The 18,471-nt window shown below is 75.1% G+C and carries 18 protein-coding genes; 13 read left to right on the top strand and 5 right to left on the bottom strand.

The features are described from left to right. Nucleotides 1–146: 146 nt before the first annotated feature. Nucleotides 147–698, bottom strand: coding sequence for a 2-oxo-4-hydroxy-4-carboxy-5-ureidoimidazoline decarboxylase (locus tag ACSLTV_RS02080; protein WP_435611618.1), 552 nt, complete (start codon nt 696–698; stop codon nt 147–149). A gap of 155 nt (nt 699–853) precedes the next feature. Here ACSLTV_RS02080 and ACSLTV_RS02075 point away from each other — a divergent pair, with 155 nt between their 5' ends. The 3 genes from ACSLTV_RS02075 (at nt 854) to ACSLTV_RS02065 (ending at nt 4,118) form a co-directional block, all read left to right on the top strand. Further along, nucleotides 854–2,506 carry a beta-N-acetylhexosaminidase gene (locus tag ACSLTV_RS02075; protein WP_435611512.1) on the top strand — a complete coding sequence of 551 codons (1,653 nt, stop codon included), beginning with the start codon at nt 854–856 and terminating at the stop codon, nt 2,504–2,506. A 127-nt stretch (nt 2,507–2,633) separates the two neighbouring features. Beyond that, nucleotides 2,634–3,428 carry a DUF4328 domain-containing protein gene (locus tag ACSLTV_RS02070; protein WP_435611511.1) on the top strand — a complete coding sequence of 265 codons (795 nt, stop codon included), beginning with the start codon at nt 2,634–2,636 and terminating at the stop codon, nt 3,426–3,428. A gap of 123 nt (nt 3,429–3,551) precedes the next feature. Next, entirely contained in the window at nt 3,552–4,118 is a 567-nt protein-coding gene (locus ACSLTV_RS02065; protein ID WP_432134865.1) for a hypothetical protein, read from the top strand. A 10-nt stretch (nt 4,119–4,128) separates the two neighbouring features. Here the strand turns inward: ACSLTV_RS02065 and ACSLTV_RS02060 are convergent, their stop codons facing one another. After that, the gene (locus ACSLTV_RS02060) at nt 4,129–4,623 is read right to left on the bottom strand and encodes a DUF1877 family protein (protein ID WP_432134864.1); all 495 of its coding nucleotides are present in this window, start codon (nt 4,621–4,623) and stop codon (nt 4,129–4,131) included. A 160-nt stretch (nt 4,624–4,783) separates the two neighbouring features. Here ACSLTV_RS02060 and ACSLTV_RS02055 point away from each other — a divergent pair, with 160 nt between their 5' ends. From ACSLTV_RS02055 to ACSLTV_RS02035, 5 genes are all read left to right on the top strand, one after another. Further along, complete coding sequence (locus ACSLTV_RS02055; RefSeq protein ID WP_435611510.1) at nt 4,784–5,164, top strand: hypothetical protein; 381 nt, start codon at nt 4,784–4,786, stop codon at nt 5,162–5,164. A 134-nt stretch (nt 5,165–5,298) separates the two neighbouring features. Then, nucleotides 5,299–5,709, top strand: coding sequence for a hypothetical protein (locus tag ACSLTV_RS02050; protein WP_432134862.1), 411 nt, complete (start codon nt 5,299–5,301; stop codon nt 5,707–5,709). Nucleotides 5,710–5,894: 185 nt separating this feature from the next. Beyond that, complete coding sequence (locus ACSLTV_RS02045) at nt 5,895–6,512, top strand: RNA polymerase sigma factor (RefSeq protein WP_432134861.1); 618 nt, start codon at nt 5,895–5,897, stop codon at nt 6,510–6,512. A 102-nt stretch (nt 6,513–6,614) separates the two neighbouring features. Continuing rightward, nucleotides 6,615–7,511, top strand: a complete 897-nt coding sequence (locus ACSLTV_RS02040; protein ID WP_432134860.1) for a hypothetical protein — start codon at nt 6,615–6,617, stop codon at nt 7,509–7,511. 168 nt (nt 7,512–7,679) lie between these two features. After that, entirely contained in the window at nt 7,680–8,378 is a 699-nt protein-coding gene (locus ACSLTV_RS02035; protein WP_432134859.1) for a YoaK family protein, read from the top strand. A gap of 75 nt (nt 8,379–8,453) precedes the next feature. Here ACSLTV_RS02035 and ACSLTV_RS02030 read toward each other — a convergent pair whose 3' ends face one another. Then, entirely contained in the window at nt 8,454–9,530 is a 1,077-nt protein-coding gene (locus tag ACSLTV_RS02030; protein ID WP_435611509.1) for a hypothetical protein, read from the bottom strand. Between the two features lie 422 nt (nt 9,531–9,952). Here ACSLTV_RS02030 and ACSLTV_RS02025 point away from each other — a divergent pair, with 422 nt between their 5' ends. Both ACSLTV_RS02025 and ACSLTV_RS02020 read left to right on the top strand, forming a co-directional pair. After that, the gene (locus ACSLTV_RS02025) at nt 9,953–10,615 is read left to right on the top strand and encodes an RNA polymerase sigma factor (RefSeq protein ID WP_432134857.1); all 663 of its coding nucleotides are present in this window, start codon (nt 9,953–9,955) and stop codon (nt 10,613–10,615) included. Continuing rightward, nucleotides 10,615–12,030: a hypothetical protein gene (locus ACSLTV_RS02020; RefSeq protein ID WP_435611508.1), complete on the top strand. Its 1,416-nt coding sequence runs from the start codon at nt 10,615–10,617 to the stop codon at nt 12,028–12,030. The genes ACSLTV_RS02025 and ACSLTV_RS02020 overlap by 1 nt, the downstream gene beginning before the upstream one ends. A 260-nt stretch (nt 12,031–12,290) precedes the next feature. Here ACSLTV_RS02020 and ACSLTV_RS02015 read toward each other — a convergent pair whose 3' ends face one another. Then, nucleotides 12,291–13,166, bottom strand: coding sequence for a L,D-transpeptidase family protein (locus ACSLTV_RS02015; RefSeq protein WP_432134855.1), 876 nt, complete (start codon nt 13,164–13,166; stop codon nt 12,291–12,293). 326 nt (nt 13,167–13,492) lie between these two features. Here ACSLTV_RS02015 and ACSLTV_RS02010 point away from each other — a divergent pair, with 326 nt between their 5' ends. Together ACSLTV_RS02010 and leuE are read left to right on the top strand one after the other, a co-directional pair. Beyond that, nucleotides 13,493–15,073: an acyl-CoA mutase large subunit family protein gene (locus tag ACSLTV_RS02010; protein WP_432134854.1), complete on the top strand. Its 1,581-nt coding sequence runs from the start codon at nt 13,493–13,495 to the stop codon at nt 15,071–15,073. A gap of 67 nt (nt 15,074–15,140) precedes the next feature. Next, entirely contained in the window at nt 15,141–15,809 is a 669-nt protein-coding gene (gene leuE / locus ACSLTV_RS02005; RefSeq protein ID WP_432134853.1) for a leucine efflux protein LeuE, read from the top strand. Nucleotides 15,810–15,825: 16 nt separating this feature from the next. Here leuE and ACSLTV_RS02000 read toward each other — a convergent pair whose 3' ends face one another. After that, complete coding sequence (locus ACSLTV_RS02000) at nt 15,826–17,202, bottom strand: FAD-dependent monooxygenase (RefSeq protein WP_435611507.1); 1,377 nt, start codon at nt 17,200–17,202, stop codon at nt 15,826–15,828. A 72-nt stretch (nt 17,203–17,274) separates the two neighbouring features. Between ACSLTV_RS02000 and ACSLTV_RS01995 the strand changes: the two genes are divergently transcribed. Next, nucleotides 17,275–17,925 (top strand): TetR/AcrR family transcriptional regulator C-terminal domain-containing protein, encoded by a 651-nt coding sequence (locus tag ACSLTV_RS01995; protein ID WP_432134851.1) that lies wholly within the window; start codon nt 17,275–17,277, stop codon nt 17,923–17,925. Nucleotides 17,926–18,471 lie beyond the last annotated feature (546 nt).

Genomic DNA, 18,471 nt, shown 5'->3' with positions numbered 1-18,471 from the left:
AAGAACCCTCCGGGAGCGGGGACTAGGGCCGCGCCGGCTTCGGTGTCGGTCGGGCCCGGCCGGGTACGGTCCACCGGCCCCCAGCATCGTAGCCATGCGCCGCCGCCGGGCTCAGCCGGGGGTCTGTGGTGTGATCAAACTGGCATTCAAGAGCGCACGTACGGGTGAGTTCCGTCCGTGAGGAGGGCGATCAGACGCTCCCGGGCGAGGTGGCGGAGTTCTTCCGTGGCCACTACACGTTCGTCTTCCGGATCGTTCGCCAATCGTGACCGGATTCCCTCCAGGACGCGGTCCAGCGACTCGCGCGGGGAGACGCCCGCCAGGCAGATGACGAAGACGTGGCCGAACTTCGCCTCGTAGGCGGCGTGGGCGGCGCTCAGGGCGGTGTGGGCGGCCTCGTAGGTGCCGTCCGGCAGGGCGGGGAGCGATTCGCCCGCCAGGGCCTGTGCCAGGTCCGCCGACGTCAGGTCGTAGGCGGCCTCGTCGGAGGCGGCCAGCAGGGCGTCCGGGGTGGGGTAGGGGCGGTGCGCGGCGACGCGGTGGGCCCAGCGCGGGCTGCGCAGACAGGAGAGGAGGGCCCGGTGGGCCTCGGGGGCCGGGGCGGTGTTGAAGCCCCTCAGCAGGGGCAGGTCCGGTATGGCGACCGGGCCGGGCGGGTGGGGGAGTCGGTGGGCGGGCAGCGTGGATCCTCGCGTCACGAAGTGGTGCGGCAGGGGATGCTGTGAAAGGTGTGACGCCACGCTATCCAGAATGGTCACGAGGCGGCCGACGGTTGCCTGAATTTCACCCGAACGGGAGAGTTTCGGAACGCCCGGTGGACACGTTCGGCTGCCGCCGGTCGTAGGTTGGCGGAATGAGCAGGCACAGGCGCAGGGTGCGGGGCGACGGCAGGACGGGGCGGCGGGCGCTGTTCGTCGGGGCGCTCGTCACGACGGTCGGACTCGGCGTCGGGATCGGGGTGTGGGCGTCGACCGGCGGCGACGACGCCGGGGCCGGCGCGGAGCGGGCTCCGGGCACGGTCTCGGCGCAGAGTCCGTCCGCCGCCTCGTCGACCCCGGCCGACCCGTCACCCACCCGGACGTACCCCCTGTCCGAGGCGCCCCGGACCATACCCGCCGTACGGTCGCACACGGCGGCGCGCGGACCCGGGTGGCGGCCGGCGAAGGGACAGCGGGTCGTCGTCGACGACGCCCGGCTCGCCGACGAGGGCCGGCTGATAGCCGGGGAGCTGGGCCTGGCGTACGCGGGCGAGTCGGCGGGGACCCGGCCCGGGGACCTGCGGCTTGAGCTCGACGACGGGAAGGGGGCGAACCCGGAGTCGTACACGATGACCGTGCGCGACGGGCGGGTCACCATCAGCGGGCCGGAGGCGGGGGTCTTCTACGGGACCCGGACGCTGAAGCAGGAGGTGCGCGGGGGCGGTACGGCGCCGGAGGGCGTGGTGCGCGACCAGCCGGCCAAGCCGGTGCGCGGCCTCTCCCTGGACATCGCGCGCAAGCACTTCACCGCCGGGTGGATCGAGGACCGGGTGCGGGAGCTGGGGGACCTGAAGTACAACCGGCTGCAGCTGCACTTCTCCGACGACCAGGCCTTCCGGATCGAGTCCGACAGCCATCCGGAGATCGTGGCGCGGCAGCACCTGACCAAGGCGCAGGTGAAGGACATCGTCGCGCTGGCGGCGGCGCGGCACATCACCGTCGTCCCCGAGATCGACTCGCCCGGCCACCTGGGCGCGGTCATCGCCGCGCACCCCGAGCTCCAGCTGCGCAACGTGCGGGGGGCCGCCGCTCGCGGCGCCGTCGACATATCCGACCCCGCCGCCGCCCGGCTCGTCGACGACCTGCTGAACGAGTACGCCGATCTGTTCCCGGGCGGCGAGTGGCACCTCGGCGGGGACGAGTACCTGGCTCTGATGGCGTCCGACCCGGAGGCCTCCTACCCGCAGCTGGCGGCCGCAGCGCGGAAGCGGTACGGGGCCGGGGCGGGGGTCGCCGACCTCACCACCGGCTGGCTCAACGACCGGGCCGGGACCGTCCGCGCCCACGGCCGGACCATGTCGGTGTGGAACGACGGCTTCTTCCGCGACAGCTCGGTACGGCCCGCCGACGACCTGCGGGCCGCGTACTGGACCGGCAAGGAACTCGGGGCGCGCAAGCCGGTGGAGTACCTGAGCGCCGGCCGGAAGGTCGTCAACTACAACGACGAGTTCCTCTACTACGTGCTCGGCGAGCCGCAGACCTTCGTCTATCCGACGGGGCGGCGGATCTACGAGCAGTGGACGCCGCTGGTGCTGCGCGGCACGACGCCGGTGGCGTCGCGGTACGACGCGCAGATACCCGGCGGGTTCTTCGCGGTGTGGTGCGACCTGGCCGGCGCGCAGACGCAGGACCAGGTGGCGGCCGGTATACGGATGCCGCTGCGGGCGACCGCCCAGAAGCTGTGGGACGCCCGCGAGCCGGCGCTGACGTGGGCGCAGTTCGGGGCGCTGGCCGGGCGCGTGGGGTGACGGGTCGGTAACGGGTGTGGACCCGCGACGGTGATGAACCGTAGGTTCCGCTCCATGCGGTCCGGGGGGACCGCCGGGGAGGGGAGGGGGCTTCATGTCGTGCGCGCGTTGCGGGAGGGCCGGTGCCGTGCCGGAGGGGGAGCCGTCGTGCGGGCAGTGCGCCGCCGCGCCGTCCGGGACCCCGCGGGAGCTGCCGTCGGCGCCGCCGGTGAGCCCGGTGCCGCCGGCCAAGGGGGTGGCGCCGGTGGCCTGGCTGCGCTCGCCGGTCGGACTGGGGCGCGCGACGGCGGCCCTGCTCGGGCTGGTCCTGGTCGTCGACCTGTTCGCGGTCGGGGTCGAGCTGTACGTCCACAATGTCCTGGACGACATCGTGAACGGAGGCGGGGGAGCGGACCTGGCCCGGCGGGCCGACCGCGCCGACTCGCTGTTCGAGACCTCGGGGGTGCTGCAGAGCGGCGCCCTGCTGGCCGCCGCGGTCGTGTTCCTGTGCTGGTTCTACCGGGTGCGCGTCAACGCGGAGGTGTTCGACCCGTTCGGGCACACCATGAAGCGCGGCTGGGCGATCGGGGCGTGGTTCGTGCCGCTCGTGAACCTGTGGTTCCCGCGCCGGATCACGGTGGACGTCTGGAAGGCCAGCGGCGACCCGGAGCGGCCCCGCGGACACGGGCTGGTCAACGCCTGGTGGGTGATGTGGGTCGTCTCGATCAGCGTCAGCCGCGTCGCGTCGCGGATGTACGGGCGCGCCGATGAGGCCGAGGTGGGGCGTACGGCCGTCCGGCTGCTCCTCTTCGCCGACCTCACCGACGCCCTCGCCGCCGTGCTCGCCGTCCTGCTGGTGCTGCGGCTGACGCGGATGCAGCACGAGAAGGCGTTGCGCGGACCGGTGGCCGGCGGGATCATGCAGGCCCCGGTGCTTGGCTGAAAAGCGCCGGTCGTGAGTGGGGCGGGACTCGGTGTGGTGCTCCAGTGACATTCCGGTGCCGTCGCACGCAGTAAGGGGAAGTGCGGGCTCCGTAAGGGATGGCGCCCCGGCGAGGGAGACGTGATGAGCCTGGTGGAACTGATCGCTCAGGCCGACGAGCGTGGACTGGCCGCCAGCGGCTTGGCTTGTTTGGACCGGTGCGTGCCGTTGCTGGGAGGCGACGACGAGGTGCTGCGGCCGCTGTGGGGGAACCTCGCGGCGGGGGCCGACGCGGCGGCCTGGAGCGGCCTGGTGGAGCAGGCGCGCGAACGGATCGGCGAGACCCCCGAGGACGCCGAGGGCGCCGGCGACGAGGCCGCGGCGCTCGCCCGGCGGATGCTCGCCGCGGTGCCGGCCGAGCGGTCGAACGGCGAGCTGCGGACGTGGGCCGACGCCTGCTCGGTCGCCGCGCTGCAGATACACCGGCTGCTCGACCCCTCCGACGACCCCGACCCGGTCGACGCGCGCCGCGAGGGCCGTACCGACGGGATGCCGCCGCTGGCCGCCGCCGAGCTGCGCCGTCAGCTGACGATCCTGGAACTCCTCGCGGAGCACGGCGCGGGCGGGCTGCGCCGGGCGCTGGACGTGTCCACCGAGGGGCGGCGGGTACTGCGGGCGGTGGTCTCGCGCCGCGCACGGGCCGTGGGGTGACGACCGCCCCCTATCTCACCAGCCACTTCACCACGGCGTCCCCGTACTGGGCCGTCGTCGTGTAGAAGGCCGTCAGGTCGCGGTGCGCGGAGGCGAACGCGGCTTTGGCACGCGGCTCGTGGGCCGGGCCGCCGTAGTGGGCGAGGAGACTGCCGCGGGCCGGGCGCCACAGGGCGTCGAAGTCCGCGGCCGACAGGAAGGCGGCCACCCGCGCCGTCTGGGCCGCCGTCAGCAGGAGGAACGGTGGCTGCCCGGTGTCGGTCGTGTAGACCCGCTGGCCGCCGAGCACCACCTGGGCGCCGGGGCCGGCGTCGGTGTGCTCCGGCGGGGCGTCGGCGTAGAGAAGCTGGTGGTCGTGGTAGCGGGCGTCGAGCATTTCCTCGCGGTGCCGGTCGATCCGGTCCCGCACGGTGTTCCAGTCGTCGTCGAACAGCCTGCGCAGCCAGGACGCGCTGTTGCGCAGCGCCGCCGGGGGCACGGCGCGGAGATGGAAGTACGCGCTCATCACTTCGAGAGCGCAGGGCCGGGGCGGAGTGTCACACCGGGGACCGCCGGTGACCGGGGTGCGGGGGAGGTGGGGCGGTCCTGCGCCGGTCCCGTGTCAGGTGCCTCGCGCCGGTGACGAATGACGGGCCGGAGTCGCTCTTCCCTGTGTGACCAGTGCGATGAGCGAGACCCAGGAGACCCGGCCCACGGCCGCCGCCAGACCTCAGCGGTGGGCCGCCGACGCCGTGGCGACGATGCGTGAGGGCGCCCGGCTGTACCTCGACTACTCGGCACAGAGTCTGTGGCGCGTCGACCGGGTGATCGACGACATCCGCCGCGAGGGCACGCCGTACGCCGCCATGGCAAGCGCGCTGCGCGGCCTCGGCGCGTACGCCGGCGAGGTGATCGTCCGGGAGACCGGCGGCGAGTGGTGGACCAGCGGCGGCGACCACTGGGTGCGCACCCCCGACGGCCGCCTGTGGGACCCCCTCGACGAGGCCCGGCGCTGCTTCGCCGGGGAGGGGTCGCTGCGGCTGCTGTGCCGGGACGCCGTGGGGTGACGCGGCGGGGCGGGGGCGTTGTGTGAGCGGTGACACATGGGACTGGTGTGACGTCTTCGGAGGTCCGTGCGCTGGGGCAGGCGGGGAGACCTGACTCGGTGTTCCCCGCCATGTCGAGGAGGGGAACGGACCCTATGGAGGACGCCGACGCGATGACGGCCCGGGCGGCCGGATTCGTGGCCCGGGTCGGCGCGCGCCGCCGGCTGCCGCTGGACTACTCCGTCGCCAGCCTGCGCGTCGTCGACTCGCTGGTCGACGGCCTGCGCAAGGGTGGCGGGAGCCGTGAACTGGTGCACGACACCCTCGTCTCGCTCGGCGCCTACGTCGGTGAGGTGCTCGTCCGGCGCGCCGGGGCCGTCTGGGTCGACTTCGACACCGAGCAGCGCGCCTACTTCGGTCAGCCCGTCGGCGTCCGGATGCCGGACGGGCGGATCTGGAACCCTCTCGGGAAGGTCGTCAACCGGTACGAGGTGGGCGGGCCGGAGGAGTCCCTGCACCTCTTCTTCCTGACCCTGCCCGGCAGGGTCAGGAGGGCAGCGGCCTGACCGGGGGGCGCACCGGCGGCACCGGCACGGTCCTACGGGGGTGGGCCGCGTCGGCGTCGCCGGTGCTCTGTGACGTTTCCGTCAGCGGCGACGCTGATGACCGTGGGAGCGTGCCCCCGGCCGGACCGCCGACCCGGCGCCGGGACCGCGCACCCGCCACGAACTCCGCACGAACGAGGACAGTCTTGGGCCAGGGAGGGGAACCCCGGCGCGCTCACGCGTACGACGGGGAACTGGGCGCGGCGGTGGTGCGGGCCCAGGGCGGCGACGAGGCCGCGTTCGCGGTGGCGTACCGGATCGTGCAGCCGGGGCTGCTCGGCTACTTGCGCGGGATCGTCGGCGACGACGCCGAGGACGTCGCGTCCGACGCCTGGCTGGAGATAGCCCGGGACCTCGGCCGGTTCAAGGGCGACGGCGCGGGCTTCCGCGGCTGGACCGCCACCATCGCCCGGCACCGGGCGCTGGACCATCTGCGGCGGCTGCGGGTACGGCCCCGGGGCACCGCCCTGGAGCAGGACGTACTGGAGCTGCCCGGACCGCAGAGCACGCACGACCAGGCGCTGGAGACCCTCTCCACCGAGCGCGCCCTGGAGCTGGTGCGGGGGCTGCCCCGCGACCAGGCCGAGGCGGTGCTGCTGCGGGTGGTGGTCGGCCTCGACGGGCCCGCGGCGGCCCGGGTGCTCGGCAAACGGCCCGGCGCCGTACGGACCGCCGCGCACCGCGGACTGAAGCGGCTGGCCCGCCAGCTCGGGGTCGAGGGTGTGACGGATGGCGGCTCCCGGACGCTGGGTGAGTCGACATGAACGGCCGGGGCGGACATCCGTATGGATCACCGACGGCTCGCGGAACCGCGCGCGGCGGCGCGGACGGCAACACGTATCAACGGGACAGAGGCGGAACAGGACATGGGTGAACGGCAGGACGACGGCGGGGCCGCGCACGGCCACCGGCGGCGTGCGCACCCTGGCGCCACCGCGTCCGGCGGCCCCGTCCGCGGCACCGACGACCTGAGCCTCGCGGCCGGACTGGAGGAACTGCTCGCCGTCGCGCTGCGGGACACCGGCGACGGGCCGCTCGACGGCAGCGAGGGCGAGCGGCGTGCCGTGGCCGCCTTCCGGGCCGCCCGCGAGGCGGGGGAGCACCGCACCCGTACCCGGCACCGCGACGACTGGCGCCCCCGCGGCCACCGGCGCCGGTCCGGGCGCCGCCCGGTCCGGGTCACGCTGTCCATGGCGGTGGCCGGCCTCGCCCTCGGCGGGGTCGCGGTCGCCGCGATCGGGACGGCCGGATCCTCCGGCGACGGCCCCGAGCAGGACCGGCCCGGCCGGCCCGTTCCGTCGGCCGGGGCACCGGACCACTCCGCCGAGCCGTCCGCCGACGCCTCCCGCTCCGCCGACGCCTCCCGCTCCGCCGCCGACCCCGGGGCCACCGACCGCCCGGACACCGCCCAGGACACCGAGGCCCAGTGCCAGGCGTACGCGCTGGTGGAGGCGCGGGGCAAGGCGCTGGACGCCACCGCCTGGGAGCGGCTGGCTGCCGCCGCGGGCGGCGCGGACCAGGTCGACGCGTTCTGCGCCCGGCAGACGGCCGGGACCGGGGCGGGCGAGGACCGGGACCCGGGGGCCGCCGTACCGACGCCGCCGGCCGGCACGGCCGCGGCGGGCCGGCCGACGGAGCCGTCCGCGCCCAGCGTGCCCGTCACCCCGGGCGGCGGCAGCGCGGCCGAGGCGGGGACGAACGGACCGCGGCAGGACGGCCAGGGCCGGCCGACGGCGGGCACCGGCCAGGGCCGGAACCCCTAGCGGAGCCGGGGCGGCGGCCCGGACCCCGGCGTGCCGTGTGACCCGGTCGGGGTGGTTCGGGGCTGTAATGGGCGGCGGACCCGTTCCGCGGGGCGGCGCGGGCGCTCGCCGGGAGAGCTGCCCGGACCGGCCTCCACACCGGCGCGTCGGGACCAGGAAGGCGAGCCGATGTCCGTACCCGCACCCGCTCACCCCGATCCACTGCCGAAGGTGCTCGCCGTGGTCACCGCGGTCATGGGGATCGTCGACGCGGTGGCCTTCCTCGGCCTCGGGCAGGTCTTCACCGCCTTCATGACCGGCAACATCCTCTTCCTCGGCTTCGCGCTCGCCCGGGGCGGGGGCCCGGCGCCGCTGGCGTCGTTCACGGCGCTCGCCGCGTTCATGGCCGGCGCCGTCGTCGGGAACCGCCTGGGGGCGGCCCTGGAGGCCGGACGGCGGCGGTGGATCCTCACCTCGGCCGCCATCGCCGCGACCCTGCTGGTGGCCGGGGCGGTGGCCGCGGTCGGTCTGCCGCCCGCCGCGGAGGAGCCCTCGCCCCGGCACTACGCGGTGATCGCCGCGACCGCGGCGGCCATGGGCGTGCGCAGCGCGACCATGTGGAGGCTCGGGGCGGTCCTGAACACCACGCTCGTCACCGGCACCCTCGTCACCTGGATCCGGAAGTCGGCTCTGGGCGGTGGGGCGGGCGACCCGTTCCAGCCCTACCGGGCCGCGGGCCTGGTGGCGGTGCTGACCGGCGCGGCCCTCGGCACCCTGCTGCTGCGGGTGGGCATCACCGCGGCCCTGCTGGTCGCGGCGGCGGGCGTCCTGGGCGGCATGGGCGGATACGCGGCCCGCCCGGCACTCCGTCGGGCACCGCGCGCGTGACGGGCCGGAGGCCCGTCGGGGCCACGGCGCGCGGGACGCGGCGGGGCGGCAGGGGTCGTCCGGGCGCCCGGCGCGTCACGCACGGGCGATGCGCAGCGGGACGACGTGCCAGTGGGTCTCGACCGCTTCCGGGTCCGCGGCGACCCGGCTCCGCATCCCGGCGGCGAACGCCTCCGCCAGGGCGTCCACCCCGCCGGGGCCGCGGCCCGGGTCCAGCGCGCTGAACAGGGAGGACTGGAACGCCGCCTGGAAGAACGCCGTCACCTGCCCGGCGAAGTCGTGGACGTCCCCGCTCGCCCGCAGCTGTTCGAGGAGGACGTCGGGCAGCACCACCAGATCGCACTCCTCGACCCGCAGGACCCCTGACAGGGGACCCGCCCCGAGGGGCGCGAGGAACTCCTCCCTGGTCCGGTTCCAGGTCGGGATCGTCATCCGCGCGTACTCGCCCGGCGTGACCAGCCCCTGCCGCACCAGGTCGGCCAGCACGGCGTCGGCGGCGTCCATCAGACCGTCGGCCCCGCCGGACCCGTCGTCGGCGCGCCCCCCGCCCAGGACGACCAGCTGACCGCCGGGACGCAGCTCCCGCGCCCGGTGGGTGAGGAACGCCTCCCAGTCGGCGCGGGACTGCTCCCGAAGGGCCCGGCGCGTGCCGCCGGCGGCCCGTGAGGAGTAGATGTGGCCGGGGACGGGCTCCGGTACCCGGGAGAGCCAGTGCACGGCGATCGCGCTCCACGCCAGGTGCAGCTCGGCGGGCGGGAAGAGGGGCTCGTAGAAGGAGCGCGCCTCGGCGTGGGCGAAGACCTGCGGCAGGTGGGCGTAGGAGCCGGGCGCTTCCATGATCGTCGTGAACATGGCGTTGAAGTCGTTGGCGGGGATGTCGGTGTGCACCACCGTCACGGGGGTGTCCTCGCCGGTACGCCGGCGGATCCCCTCCACCACGGCCCGTAACGGGTCCAGCGAGTTGGTTCCGGCGGCCACGCCGAGGTCCGCGGCCCGGAAGGGCGCGCCCTCCTCCGGCAGGACGACCTCGTCCAGGGCCCGGCCCAGCAGGGGCATCCCGTAGTCGGCGGCGCGGTGCTGGACGCGGGAGTGGCGCGCATAACCGCGGCCCATGGCGCCCTCGGTGCCCGCAGGAGTGACCGATCCGCTCATGGAGACCTCGCTCACCGGCAGTCGCGGCCCCCTGGACCACGATAGCCGCGGCCCGGTGGGCCGCCACTCCTGCGCTGACCATCGCCGTGGGCGGGAAAGAAGGAGCGGCCGGTCCTCGCGAGGGGCCGGCCGAGGCAACGGCCGGGGCCGCCACCCCCCACAGGAGAGGCCCCGGCCGTCGCGCGGCACGAGCCGCGTACGGCCCGTACTCCCTACAGCGCCGGCGGTGCGTTTTGTGTCACACCCCCGTCGCGCGTCGGCGATGTCACGAGATAGTTGCAGGACGGACCGGCGTGGACGAGTCGCGGTTTCACGCCGTAACGTGCCTTTTCGCGCCGGACCGCGGGGGGTGACTGCGGGCGGCCCGACCACCGCGAAGACCCGCGGTCGCGCGGACCGCGACCATCGATCGAGGAACCAGGGTGCTGGGGGACGACGCCGAGCTGACAGCCGCCGTGCTGGCGGCGCAGAACGGGGACGAGGACGCGTTCCGCTCCGTGTACCGCGCGGTGCACCCCCGGCTGCTGGGATACGTCCGCACCCTCGTCGGCGAGATCGACGCCGAGGACGTCACCTCCGAGGCCTGGCTCCAGATCGCCCGTGACCTGGAACGCTTCAGCGGCGACGCGGACCGTTTCCGCGGCTGGGCCGCCAGGATCGCCCGTAACCGAGCCCTGGACCACATACGCATGCGCGGCCGCCGTCCCGCGGTCGGCGGCGACGAGACCGAGCTGACGGGCCGGGCCGCCGAGTCGGACACCGCCGGGGAGGCCATCGAGGCGCTGGCCACCAACCGCACCCTCTCCCTCATCTCGCGGCTGCCCCAGGACCAGGCCGAGGCCGTCGTGCTGCGGGTCGTCGTGGGTCTGGACGCCAAGACCGCGGCCGAGACGCTCGGCAAGCGGCCCGGCGCCGTCCGTACCGCCGCGCACCGCGGCCTGAAGAAGCTCGCCGAGCTGATCGGCGAGGACCCGGAGACCGCCGGGGTGCTCGACGCGCTGCCGCCGCAGCGGGGCCCGCGGGCCGGCGCGGTCAGCTCCGCCGGCGTGACGCACGCCCGGGCGCGGACGCAGAAGGACATGTGATGGGCGACGAGCGCGATGTCTTCCCCGGGGACGAGCCCGGGGCCCCCGCCCGCTGGCTGGACCCGGAGACCGCCGAGCGTCTGCTGCGCGGCGAGTCACCCGACGCCGGCGCCCGGCCCGCCGACCGGGACCAGGCCGAACGCCTCGCCCGCACTCTCGCCGCCCTCTCCGCCCTCGGCACCCCGCCCCCGCGGACCTCGCAGGCCGCGGCGGAACTCCCCGGTGAGGCCGCCGCACTGGCCGCCTTCCGCGCGGCACGCGCGGTCTCGTCCGCGTCGGCTCCCCCGGCGGCGTCCGGGGCTGCCGTGCCGGACGAGCGGGCCGCTGCCACCGCCGCGCGCTCGGACGCGTCCGCGCCGGGGGAGCGGTCCGGCCGGGCGGGGGTGCCGTCGGCGCACGCGGCCGTGGAGGCGGGTGCCACCGACGGGTTCGGTGGGTCCGCGCCCGCAGGCCCCGCGTCGCCCGGTGAGGCCGGCGCGCTCGCCGCGTTCCGCGCCGCGGGCGCGGGTGAGCCGGAGGAGCGGGCCGAGGAGCGCGCCGGGGACGGGGCACGGAGGGGCGCGCGTGGGTCCGACGCCGGGCTGTACCGGCTCGGCCGCGGGCGCCGGTTCGACGTGCCGCGGCCCCGGTGGGGCCGGCCGGTGCGGTTCGGGCTGGCCGCCGCTCTGGTCGCCGGAATGGCCGGCGGGGTCGCCGTCGCCGCCGGGACCGGGATCCTGCCGGGTCCGTTCGACGGCGGTGGCCCCGAGCCCGCCGCCTCCGTCTCCGCCGCCACGCCCGGCCCGGTCGGCCCGCCGCGTTCCGCGACCCCGGACACCGGCGCCGCCACCCCGGACGGAGCGACGGCCGGTGCGTCGGAAGGCGGGGCGGCCGGCACGACGGGCGGCTCCGCCGACCCGGGCGCCGCACCCGCCACGCCCGGCCCGCGCGGCACCGACCGCCGGGGCGCCCCGCCCCGTGACATCACCGACTCCTGCCGCGACCTGCACGACGGCCGTCCACTGGACGGCGAGCGGCGCCGCTCCCTGGAGCGCACGGCGGGCGGCGCGGCCCGCGTCCCGTCGTACTGCGCGCACGTCCTCGACGACGGTGACGACGAGCGCGAAGACGGGCACCACGGCGGGCACCACGGCCGGGACGAGCCGGGCGCCCACACCGGAGGCACCGGACGTACGGGCGGTACCGGCGGCGCGGGCCACTCCGGAGGCGGCGGCACCGGCCGGACCGGCGGCCGGGACGGCCGCAGCGGCGGAACCGGTGACACCCGAGGTGCCGGGGGCACCGGCGAGCGGGCCGCCGGCGGCGCTCACGGCGGCCACGGAGGGTCCGGTGGCCAAGGCGGGTCCGGTGGGCATGGCGGCGGCCACGGAGACGGTGGCGCCCAGGGCGGCAACCCCGGGCGCCACGGTCACTGACCCCCTCGGAACCACTCTGACCTGCGGTTTTGGAAGTTCTGGAAATTTCTTCCCGGCAGGTGTGACGTTTTCGGCCCCGGGCGCGCAGTAATAAGCGAGCCGACTGGTCATCGGCCCTCGCACAGAGCCGGGGTTCCCCCCGTACCTACGGCTCGTGCACCTGGCGCGGGCGGGACACGTTCCCCCGGTCCCGCCCGCGCCCAATCTCCCTCCCGCTCACTCCCGGTCCTGCCGCGGATCTCGCGCGCCGCACCGGCGGCTCACCAGGACACGACGACCTTGTCGCCCGTGCGCACCTGGTCGAACAGCTTCGCGATCGCCGCCTCGTCCCGTACGTTGACGCAGCCGTGCGAGGCGCCGGCATAGCCACGGGCGGCGAAGTCGGCCGAGTAGTGCACGGCCTGTCCCCCGCTGAAGAACATGGCGTAGGGCATCGGCGAGTCGTACAGCGTGGACACGTGGTGCCGGGACTTCCAGTACACCTGGAAGACGCCCTCCCGGGTCGGCGTGTACTGCGCGCCGAAGCGGACCGCCACCGTCGACAGGGTGCGGCCGTCGATCATCCAGCGCAGGGTGCGGGAGGTCTTGTCGATGCACAGCACCCGGCCGGTCAGGCAGCGCGGGTCGGGCGGGGCGGCCTCCTGGCCGCCCATGAGGTAGAGCTCCCACCGGCCCGGCTCGTGCGTCATGGCCAGCAGCCGCCGCCAGGTGACCGTGTCCGTCGTCCCCGTCCCGGGCAGCCCGCGCTTGCCCTGGAAGCCGCGTACCGCCTCCTCGGTGCGGTCGTCGTACACGCCCGTGGGCCCGTCGTACAGCCAGGCGACCTGGCGCAGCCGGGCCTGGAGCTCGCGGATGTCGCGGCCCTGGTCGCCGGGCCGCCACAGCACCCGGGCGGGGGTGGGCGTGGGGGAGGGCGGTGCCGGGGACGACGGCGGGGGCGAGGACGGCGGCTCGGCGGAGGACGGTGCCGGGGTGTCGTCACCCGGCTTGCCGTCGGCCGGGGTGGCCGGGGTGGCGGTGCTCGGCTCGCCCGGCCGGGTGGGGGTGACCCGCACCGGCGGGCCGTCCGCCTCCGTCGTGCGGACCGTGCAGCCGCAGAGCACGGCGAGGGCCGCCAGGCCGGCGGTCGCGATCACCGCTCCGCTTCTGGTCCCGGACCTGCTTCTGAGCCCGGATCCGCCGCTCAGCCCGGATCTGCTTCTGGTCCCGGATCTGCCGCTCAGCCCGGATCTGCCTCTGCTCCCGCCGCCCATCGCGCCCCCAGCCGTCCCACCGGTCGCCTGAGGCGGCGACCCTTGTTCCCCTAGAGATGCTGCCCGTGCGTGACGGGTTGCGAACGACACGGCATCGTTGTGAGCAAGCTCCCAGCCTGGTCCACTCCACCGGGCGCACGGCCGCCGCTACAGTCCGTGCCGAGGAGTCGGTCGTACTGGCGAGTAACCAATAAGCGCGGAGGCAACAAATGGCACGCGAGTCCGAGTCCGGGCTGCCGATCGAACCGGTCTACGGACCCGACGACCTCGTCGGCTGGGACGCTGAGCGCAAGCTGGGCGAGCCGGGGTCGTATCCGTTCACGCGCGGCGTCTACCCGACGATGTACACGGGCCGCCCGTGGACCATGCGCCAGTACGCCGGTTTCGGCACGGCGACCGAGTCCAACGCCCGCTACAAGCAGCTGATCGCCAACGGCACCATGGGCCTGTCGGTCGCCTTCGACCTGCCGACCCAGATGGGCCACGACTCCGACGCGCCGATCGCGCACGGCGAGGTCGGCAAGGTGGGCGTGGCGATCGACTCCGTCGACGACATGCGGGTGCTGTTCGGCGGGATCCCGCTGGACAAGGTGTCGACGTCGATGACGATCAACGCCCCGGCCGCGCTCCTGCTGCTGCTGTACCAACTGGTGGCGGAGGAGCAGGGCGTCAGCGCCGACAAGCTGACGGGCACGATCCAGAACGACGTGCTGAAGGAGTACATCGCGCGCGGGACGTACATCTTCCCGCCCAAGCCGTCGCTGCGGCTGATCGCGGACATCTTCAAGTACTGCAAGGCCGAGATCCCGAAGTGGAACACCATCTCGATCTCCGGCTACCACATGGCGGAGGCCGGCGCGTCCCCCGCGCAGGAGATCGCGTTCACCCTCGCCGACGGCATCGAGTACGTGCGCACCGCCGTCGCGGCCGGTATGGACGTCGACGACTTCGCGCCCCGCCTGTCGTTCTTCTTCGTGGCCCGCACCACGATCCTGGAGGAGGTCGCCAAGTTCCGCGCGGCCCGCCGGATCTGGGCGCGGGTGATGAAGGAGGAGTTCGGGGCGAAGAACCCCAAGTCCCTGATGCTGCGGTTCCACACCCAGACCGCGGGCGTGCAGCTGACCGCGCAGCAGCCGGAGGTCAACCTGGTCCGGGTCGCCGTGCAGGGCCTGGGCGCGGTCCTGGGCGGCACCCAGTCGCTGCACACCAACTCCTTCGACGAGGCCATCGCGCTGCCCACGGACAAGTCCGCGCGGCTCGCCCTGCGCACCCAGCAGGTGCTGGCGTACGAGACGGACGTGACGGCCACCGTCGACCCGTTCGCCGGCTCCTACGTCATCGAGAGGATGACGGACGACGTCGAGGCCGCCGCGCTGGAGCTGATGCAGAAGGTCGAGGACCTCGGCGGCGCGGTCAACGCGATCGAGCACGGCTTCCAGAAGAACGAGATCGAGCGCTCCGCCTACCGCATCGCGCAGGAGACCGACAGCGGCGAGCGCGTGGTCGTGGGCGTCAACCGCTTCCAGCTCGACGAGGAGGAGCCCTACGAGCCGCTGCGCGTCGACCCGGCCATCGAGGCCCAGCAGGCCGAACGCCTGGCCCGGCTGCGGGCCGAGCGCGACCAGCAGGCCGTGGACACCGCCCTCGCGGCGCTGAAGAAGGCCGCCGAGGGCGAGGACAACGTGCTGTACCCGATGAAGGACGCGCTGCGTGCCCGCGCGACCGTCGGCGAGGTCTGCAACGCGCTGCGGGAGGTCTGGGGGACGTACGTCCCGTCGGACGCCTTCTGAGCCGTCCGGCCGGTGCCGGCCCGGTCACCCGGAAGGAGTGTCGTACCCGCGTGCGACACTCCTTCACATGTTCGGCGTCATCGACCTGCCCACCTATCTGGCGGGGCTCGTGCTCATCGTGCTGCTCCCGGGGCCCAACTCGCTCTACGTCCTGTCCGTGGCCGCCCGCAAGGGCGTGCGCACCGGGTACGCGGCCGCCGCCGGCGTGTTCACCGGCGACACCGTCCTGATGACCCTCGCGGCGCTCGGCGCGGCGTCCGTGCTCACCACCACCCCCCTGCTGTTCCTCGTGGTCAAGTACGCCGGCGCCGGCTACCTCGCGTGGATGGCGTACGGGATGCTGCGCTCCGCGCGGGAGATGTGGCGGGCGCGGGGGCGGACCGGGCAACCCGTGCGGACCACGGGCCGGGAACCCGCCGCCGTCCAGGGCGGCGACGAGCGGCCCTACCGCCGGGCGCTGGCCGTCTCCCTGGTCAATCCCAAGGCGATCCTCTTCCTGATCTCCTTCTTCGTGCAGTTCGTCGACCCGGACTACGCCTACCCGGCGCTGTCCTTCGTCGTCCTGGGGGCCCTGCTCCAGCTCGCCAGCTTCCTCTACCTGTCCCTCCTGATCTTCGGCGGCACACGGCTGGCCGAGGCGTTCCGGCGCCGTGGACGGCTGGCGGCCGGGGCCACCTCGGCGGCGGGCGCGCTGTTCCTCGGGTTCGCGGTGAAGCTGTCGCTGGCCGGCGCCTGAGACCCGGCCCGGCCGCTCAGGCGGCCGGGACCGACCAGCGCCGCCGGTACCCGTCGAGTCCCTCCGGGGTCTCGCCCGCCCAGCCGACATAGCCGTCCGGGCGGACCAGATACACGCCGGAGTCCAGGGTCAGCGACGTCCACCGCGGGCCCCGCAGCCGGTCGAAGAGGCGCACGCCGTCCACCGTTACGTCCGGGAAGCGGTCCCCGGCGCGCAGCGGGCCGGGGTCGCGGCGGGTCTCCTCGCTGAGCGGGGACTCGCGGTAGTGCAGGCCGAGCTGGCGGGTCGCCGCGCCCCGCGTCCGTTCGGCGCGGTGGATGGCCGTGGACAGGCCGAGCATCGCGGCGGCGACCGGGCGGCGCTCCTCCTCGTAGGTGTCCAGCAGCCGCGGCGGCGCTCCCCCGTGCAGCACCGCGCCCAGCTTCCACCCCAGGTTGTAGGCGTCCTGCACGCTGGTGTTGAGGCCCTGGCCGCCGGCCGGTGAGTGGACGTGCGCCGCGTCCCCGGCGAGGAACACCCGGCCGACGCGGAAGCGGTCGGCCAGGGCCGCGCGGGGCCGGAAGGCGGACACCCAGCTCACCGCCGTCACGTCCCCGGCGGCGAGGTGGGTGCGCTCGGCGACGACCGCGCGGACCCCGGCGAGCGACAGGTCGGGAGTTCCCCCGCCCGGGAACCCGGCGACCAGCTGGAAGTCCTCGGTGCCGGCCAGCGGACACAGCGCCAGGAAGCCCGAACCCTCCCGGGGCGGCGGGAACATGTGCCAGTGGCCGCGGTCGAGCCCCGGTATCCGCACGTCCGTCACCAGGAACGGGTCCGGGTCCACTTCCCCCGTGCCCGGCTTCTCCCGCCCGGGGGCGACTCCGCCGCCCGTCATGGCGACGCCCAGCGCGCGCCGGACCGTCGAGCGGCCGCCGTCGGCGGCCACGACGTGGCGGGCGCGCAGCGCCTCGCCGTCCGCCAGGCGCACGGTGACGCCGTCGGCGTCCTGCTCCACGCCGACGGCCCGCGCGCCGAAGCGCACGCTGCCGCCCAGTTCGCCGAGGCGGGCCAGCAGGATCCGCGCCGTACGCTCCTGCGGCACCATCCACGGCTCCATGAAGCGGCAGTCCTTCTCGCCCTCCTCCGCCGGGTCGAACATGACGTGCTCCCCGGCCGGCTCGCCGTTCTTCCAGATCAGGCTGACCGGGTACCGGCCGCCGGCCGCCAGCACGGCGTCGAGTACGCCCAGGTCCTCGAAGACCTCCATCGTGCGCGGCTGCAGGCCCTTGCCGCGCGAGCCGGCGGCGACGTCGTCGCCGGCCTCGATCACCAGCGCCCGCACCCCGCGCCGGGCCAGGTCGACGCCGAGCGTGAGACCGGTGGGCCCGGCCCCCGCGATCAGGACGTCCAGCATGCCCACTCCCCCTTAACGTTGTTAAGTTCTGTCGTCGACGAGCGTGCCCTTAACTCCGTTAAGCTGTCAAGGGTGACCACCGAGCGCCGTGCCCCCCTCGATCGCCGTCGCGTCGCCGCCACCGCCCTCGACCTGCTCAACGAGGTCGGCCTGGACGGCCTGACCCTGCGCGCCATCGCCAGGGAACTCGACGTCAAGGCGCCCGCCCTGTACTGGCACTTCAAGGACAAACAGGCGCTGCTCGACGAGATGGCGACCGAGATGTACCGCCGGATGGCCGCCGGGGCCGGACCCGATCCCGGCGACACCTGGCAGGAGCGGCTGCGCAGGACCGGCCACGGCCTGCGGGACGCGCTCCTCGCCTACCGCGACGGCGCCAAGGTGTTCAGCGGCTCCCGCTTCACGGGCATCGACCACGCCGCGCGCATGGAGGACGACCTGCGCCTCTTCACGGCCGCCGGCCTCACCCTCACCCAGGCGGTGCGCGCCATGACGACCACGTTCGCCTACACCCTCGGCTTCGTCACCGAGGAACAGGGCGTCGAGCCGCTGCCCGGGGAGCGCCGCGAGGGCTACGACATCGGCGAACGGGCCCGCCTGCTGGCCGACTTCCCCCTGACGGCGGCGGCGGGCGCGGAGATCTTCGCTCAGTACGACCAGCGCTTCGCGGAAGGGCTGGACCTGGTGATCGCGGGCATCGAGGCCCGCTACCGGCCCGGCTGACCGCGGCTACGGGTCGGCTGCGACTGTGACTGCGGGGGCCCGGTGTGCGGCTCCTGCGGGCCCCGGGCCTCGGCGTGCGGCTCCTGCGGGCCCCGGGGCGCGATTCCTCCGGGCCCCGAGTTCCGGGCCCCGGGCACGGCGCGCGGTCAGCGGCCGGCGCGGGCCTTGCGGATCGTGCGGGTGACGACCGGCGGCAGCAGGTCCACCGCGATCCGGCGCGAGCGGCCGGCCCGACGGCGCGCGGTGAGCGCCGCGGCCTCCGCCTCCGCCCTGGCCGCCGCCTCGGCCTCGGCCGCCGCTTCCGCCCGCGCCCTGGCCTCGGCCTCGGCCCTCGCCCGGGCCTCCGCCTCCGCGGCGTACCGGGAGGGCGGCCCTCCTCTTCGGAGGGAATCCCCGCCTTCAGGCGGGGAGGGAATCCGATCCTGGGCCCTGCGGCGCGGAGCGCCGCAGCATCGCTCCGGAATGCTCTACGACGACAGCCGCGCTCAGTCCGGCCGCTTCTGGTTCTCGATGTAGTCCTTGACCACCTGGAGGGGCGCTCCACCG

The sequence above is a fragment of the Streptomyces sp. bgisy159 genome, from assembly GCF_965341775.1.
Lineage (GTDB): Bacteria > Actinomycetota > Actinomycetes > Streptomycetales > Streptomycetaceae > Streptomyces.
The sequence above is the reverse complement of the archived record's forward strand: the minus strand, read 5'-3'. Positions and strand labels throughout refer to the sequence as shown.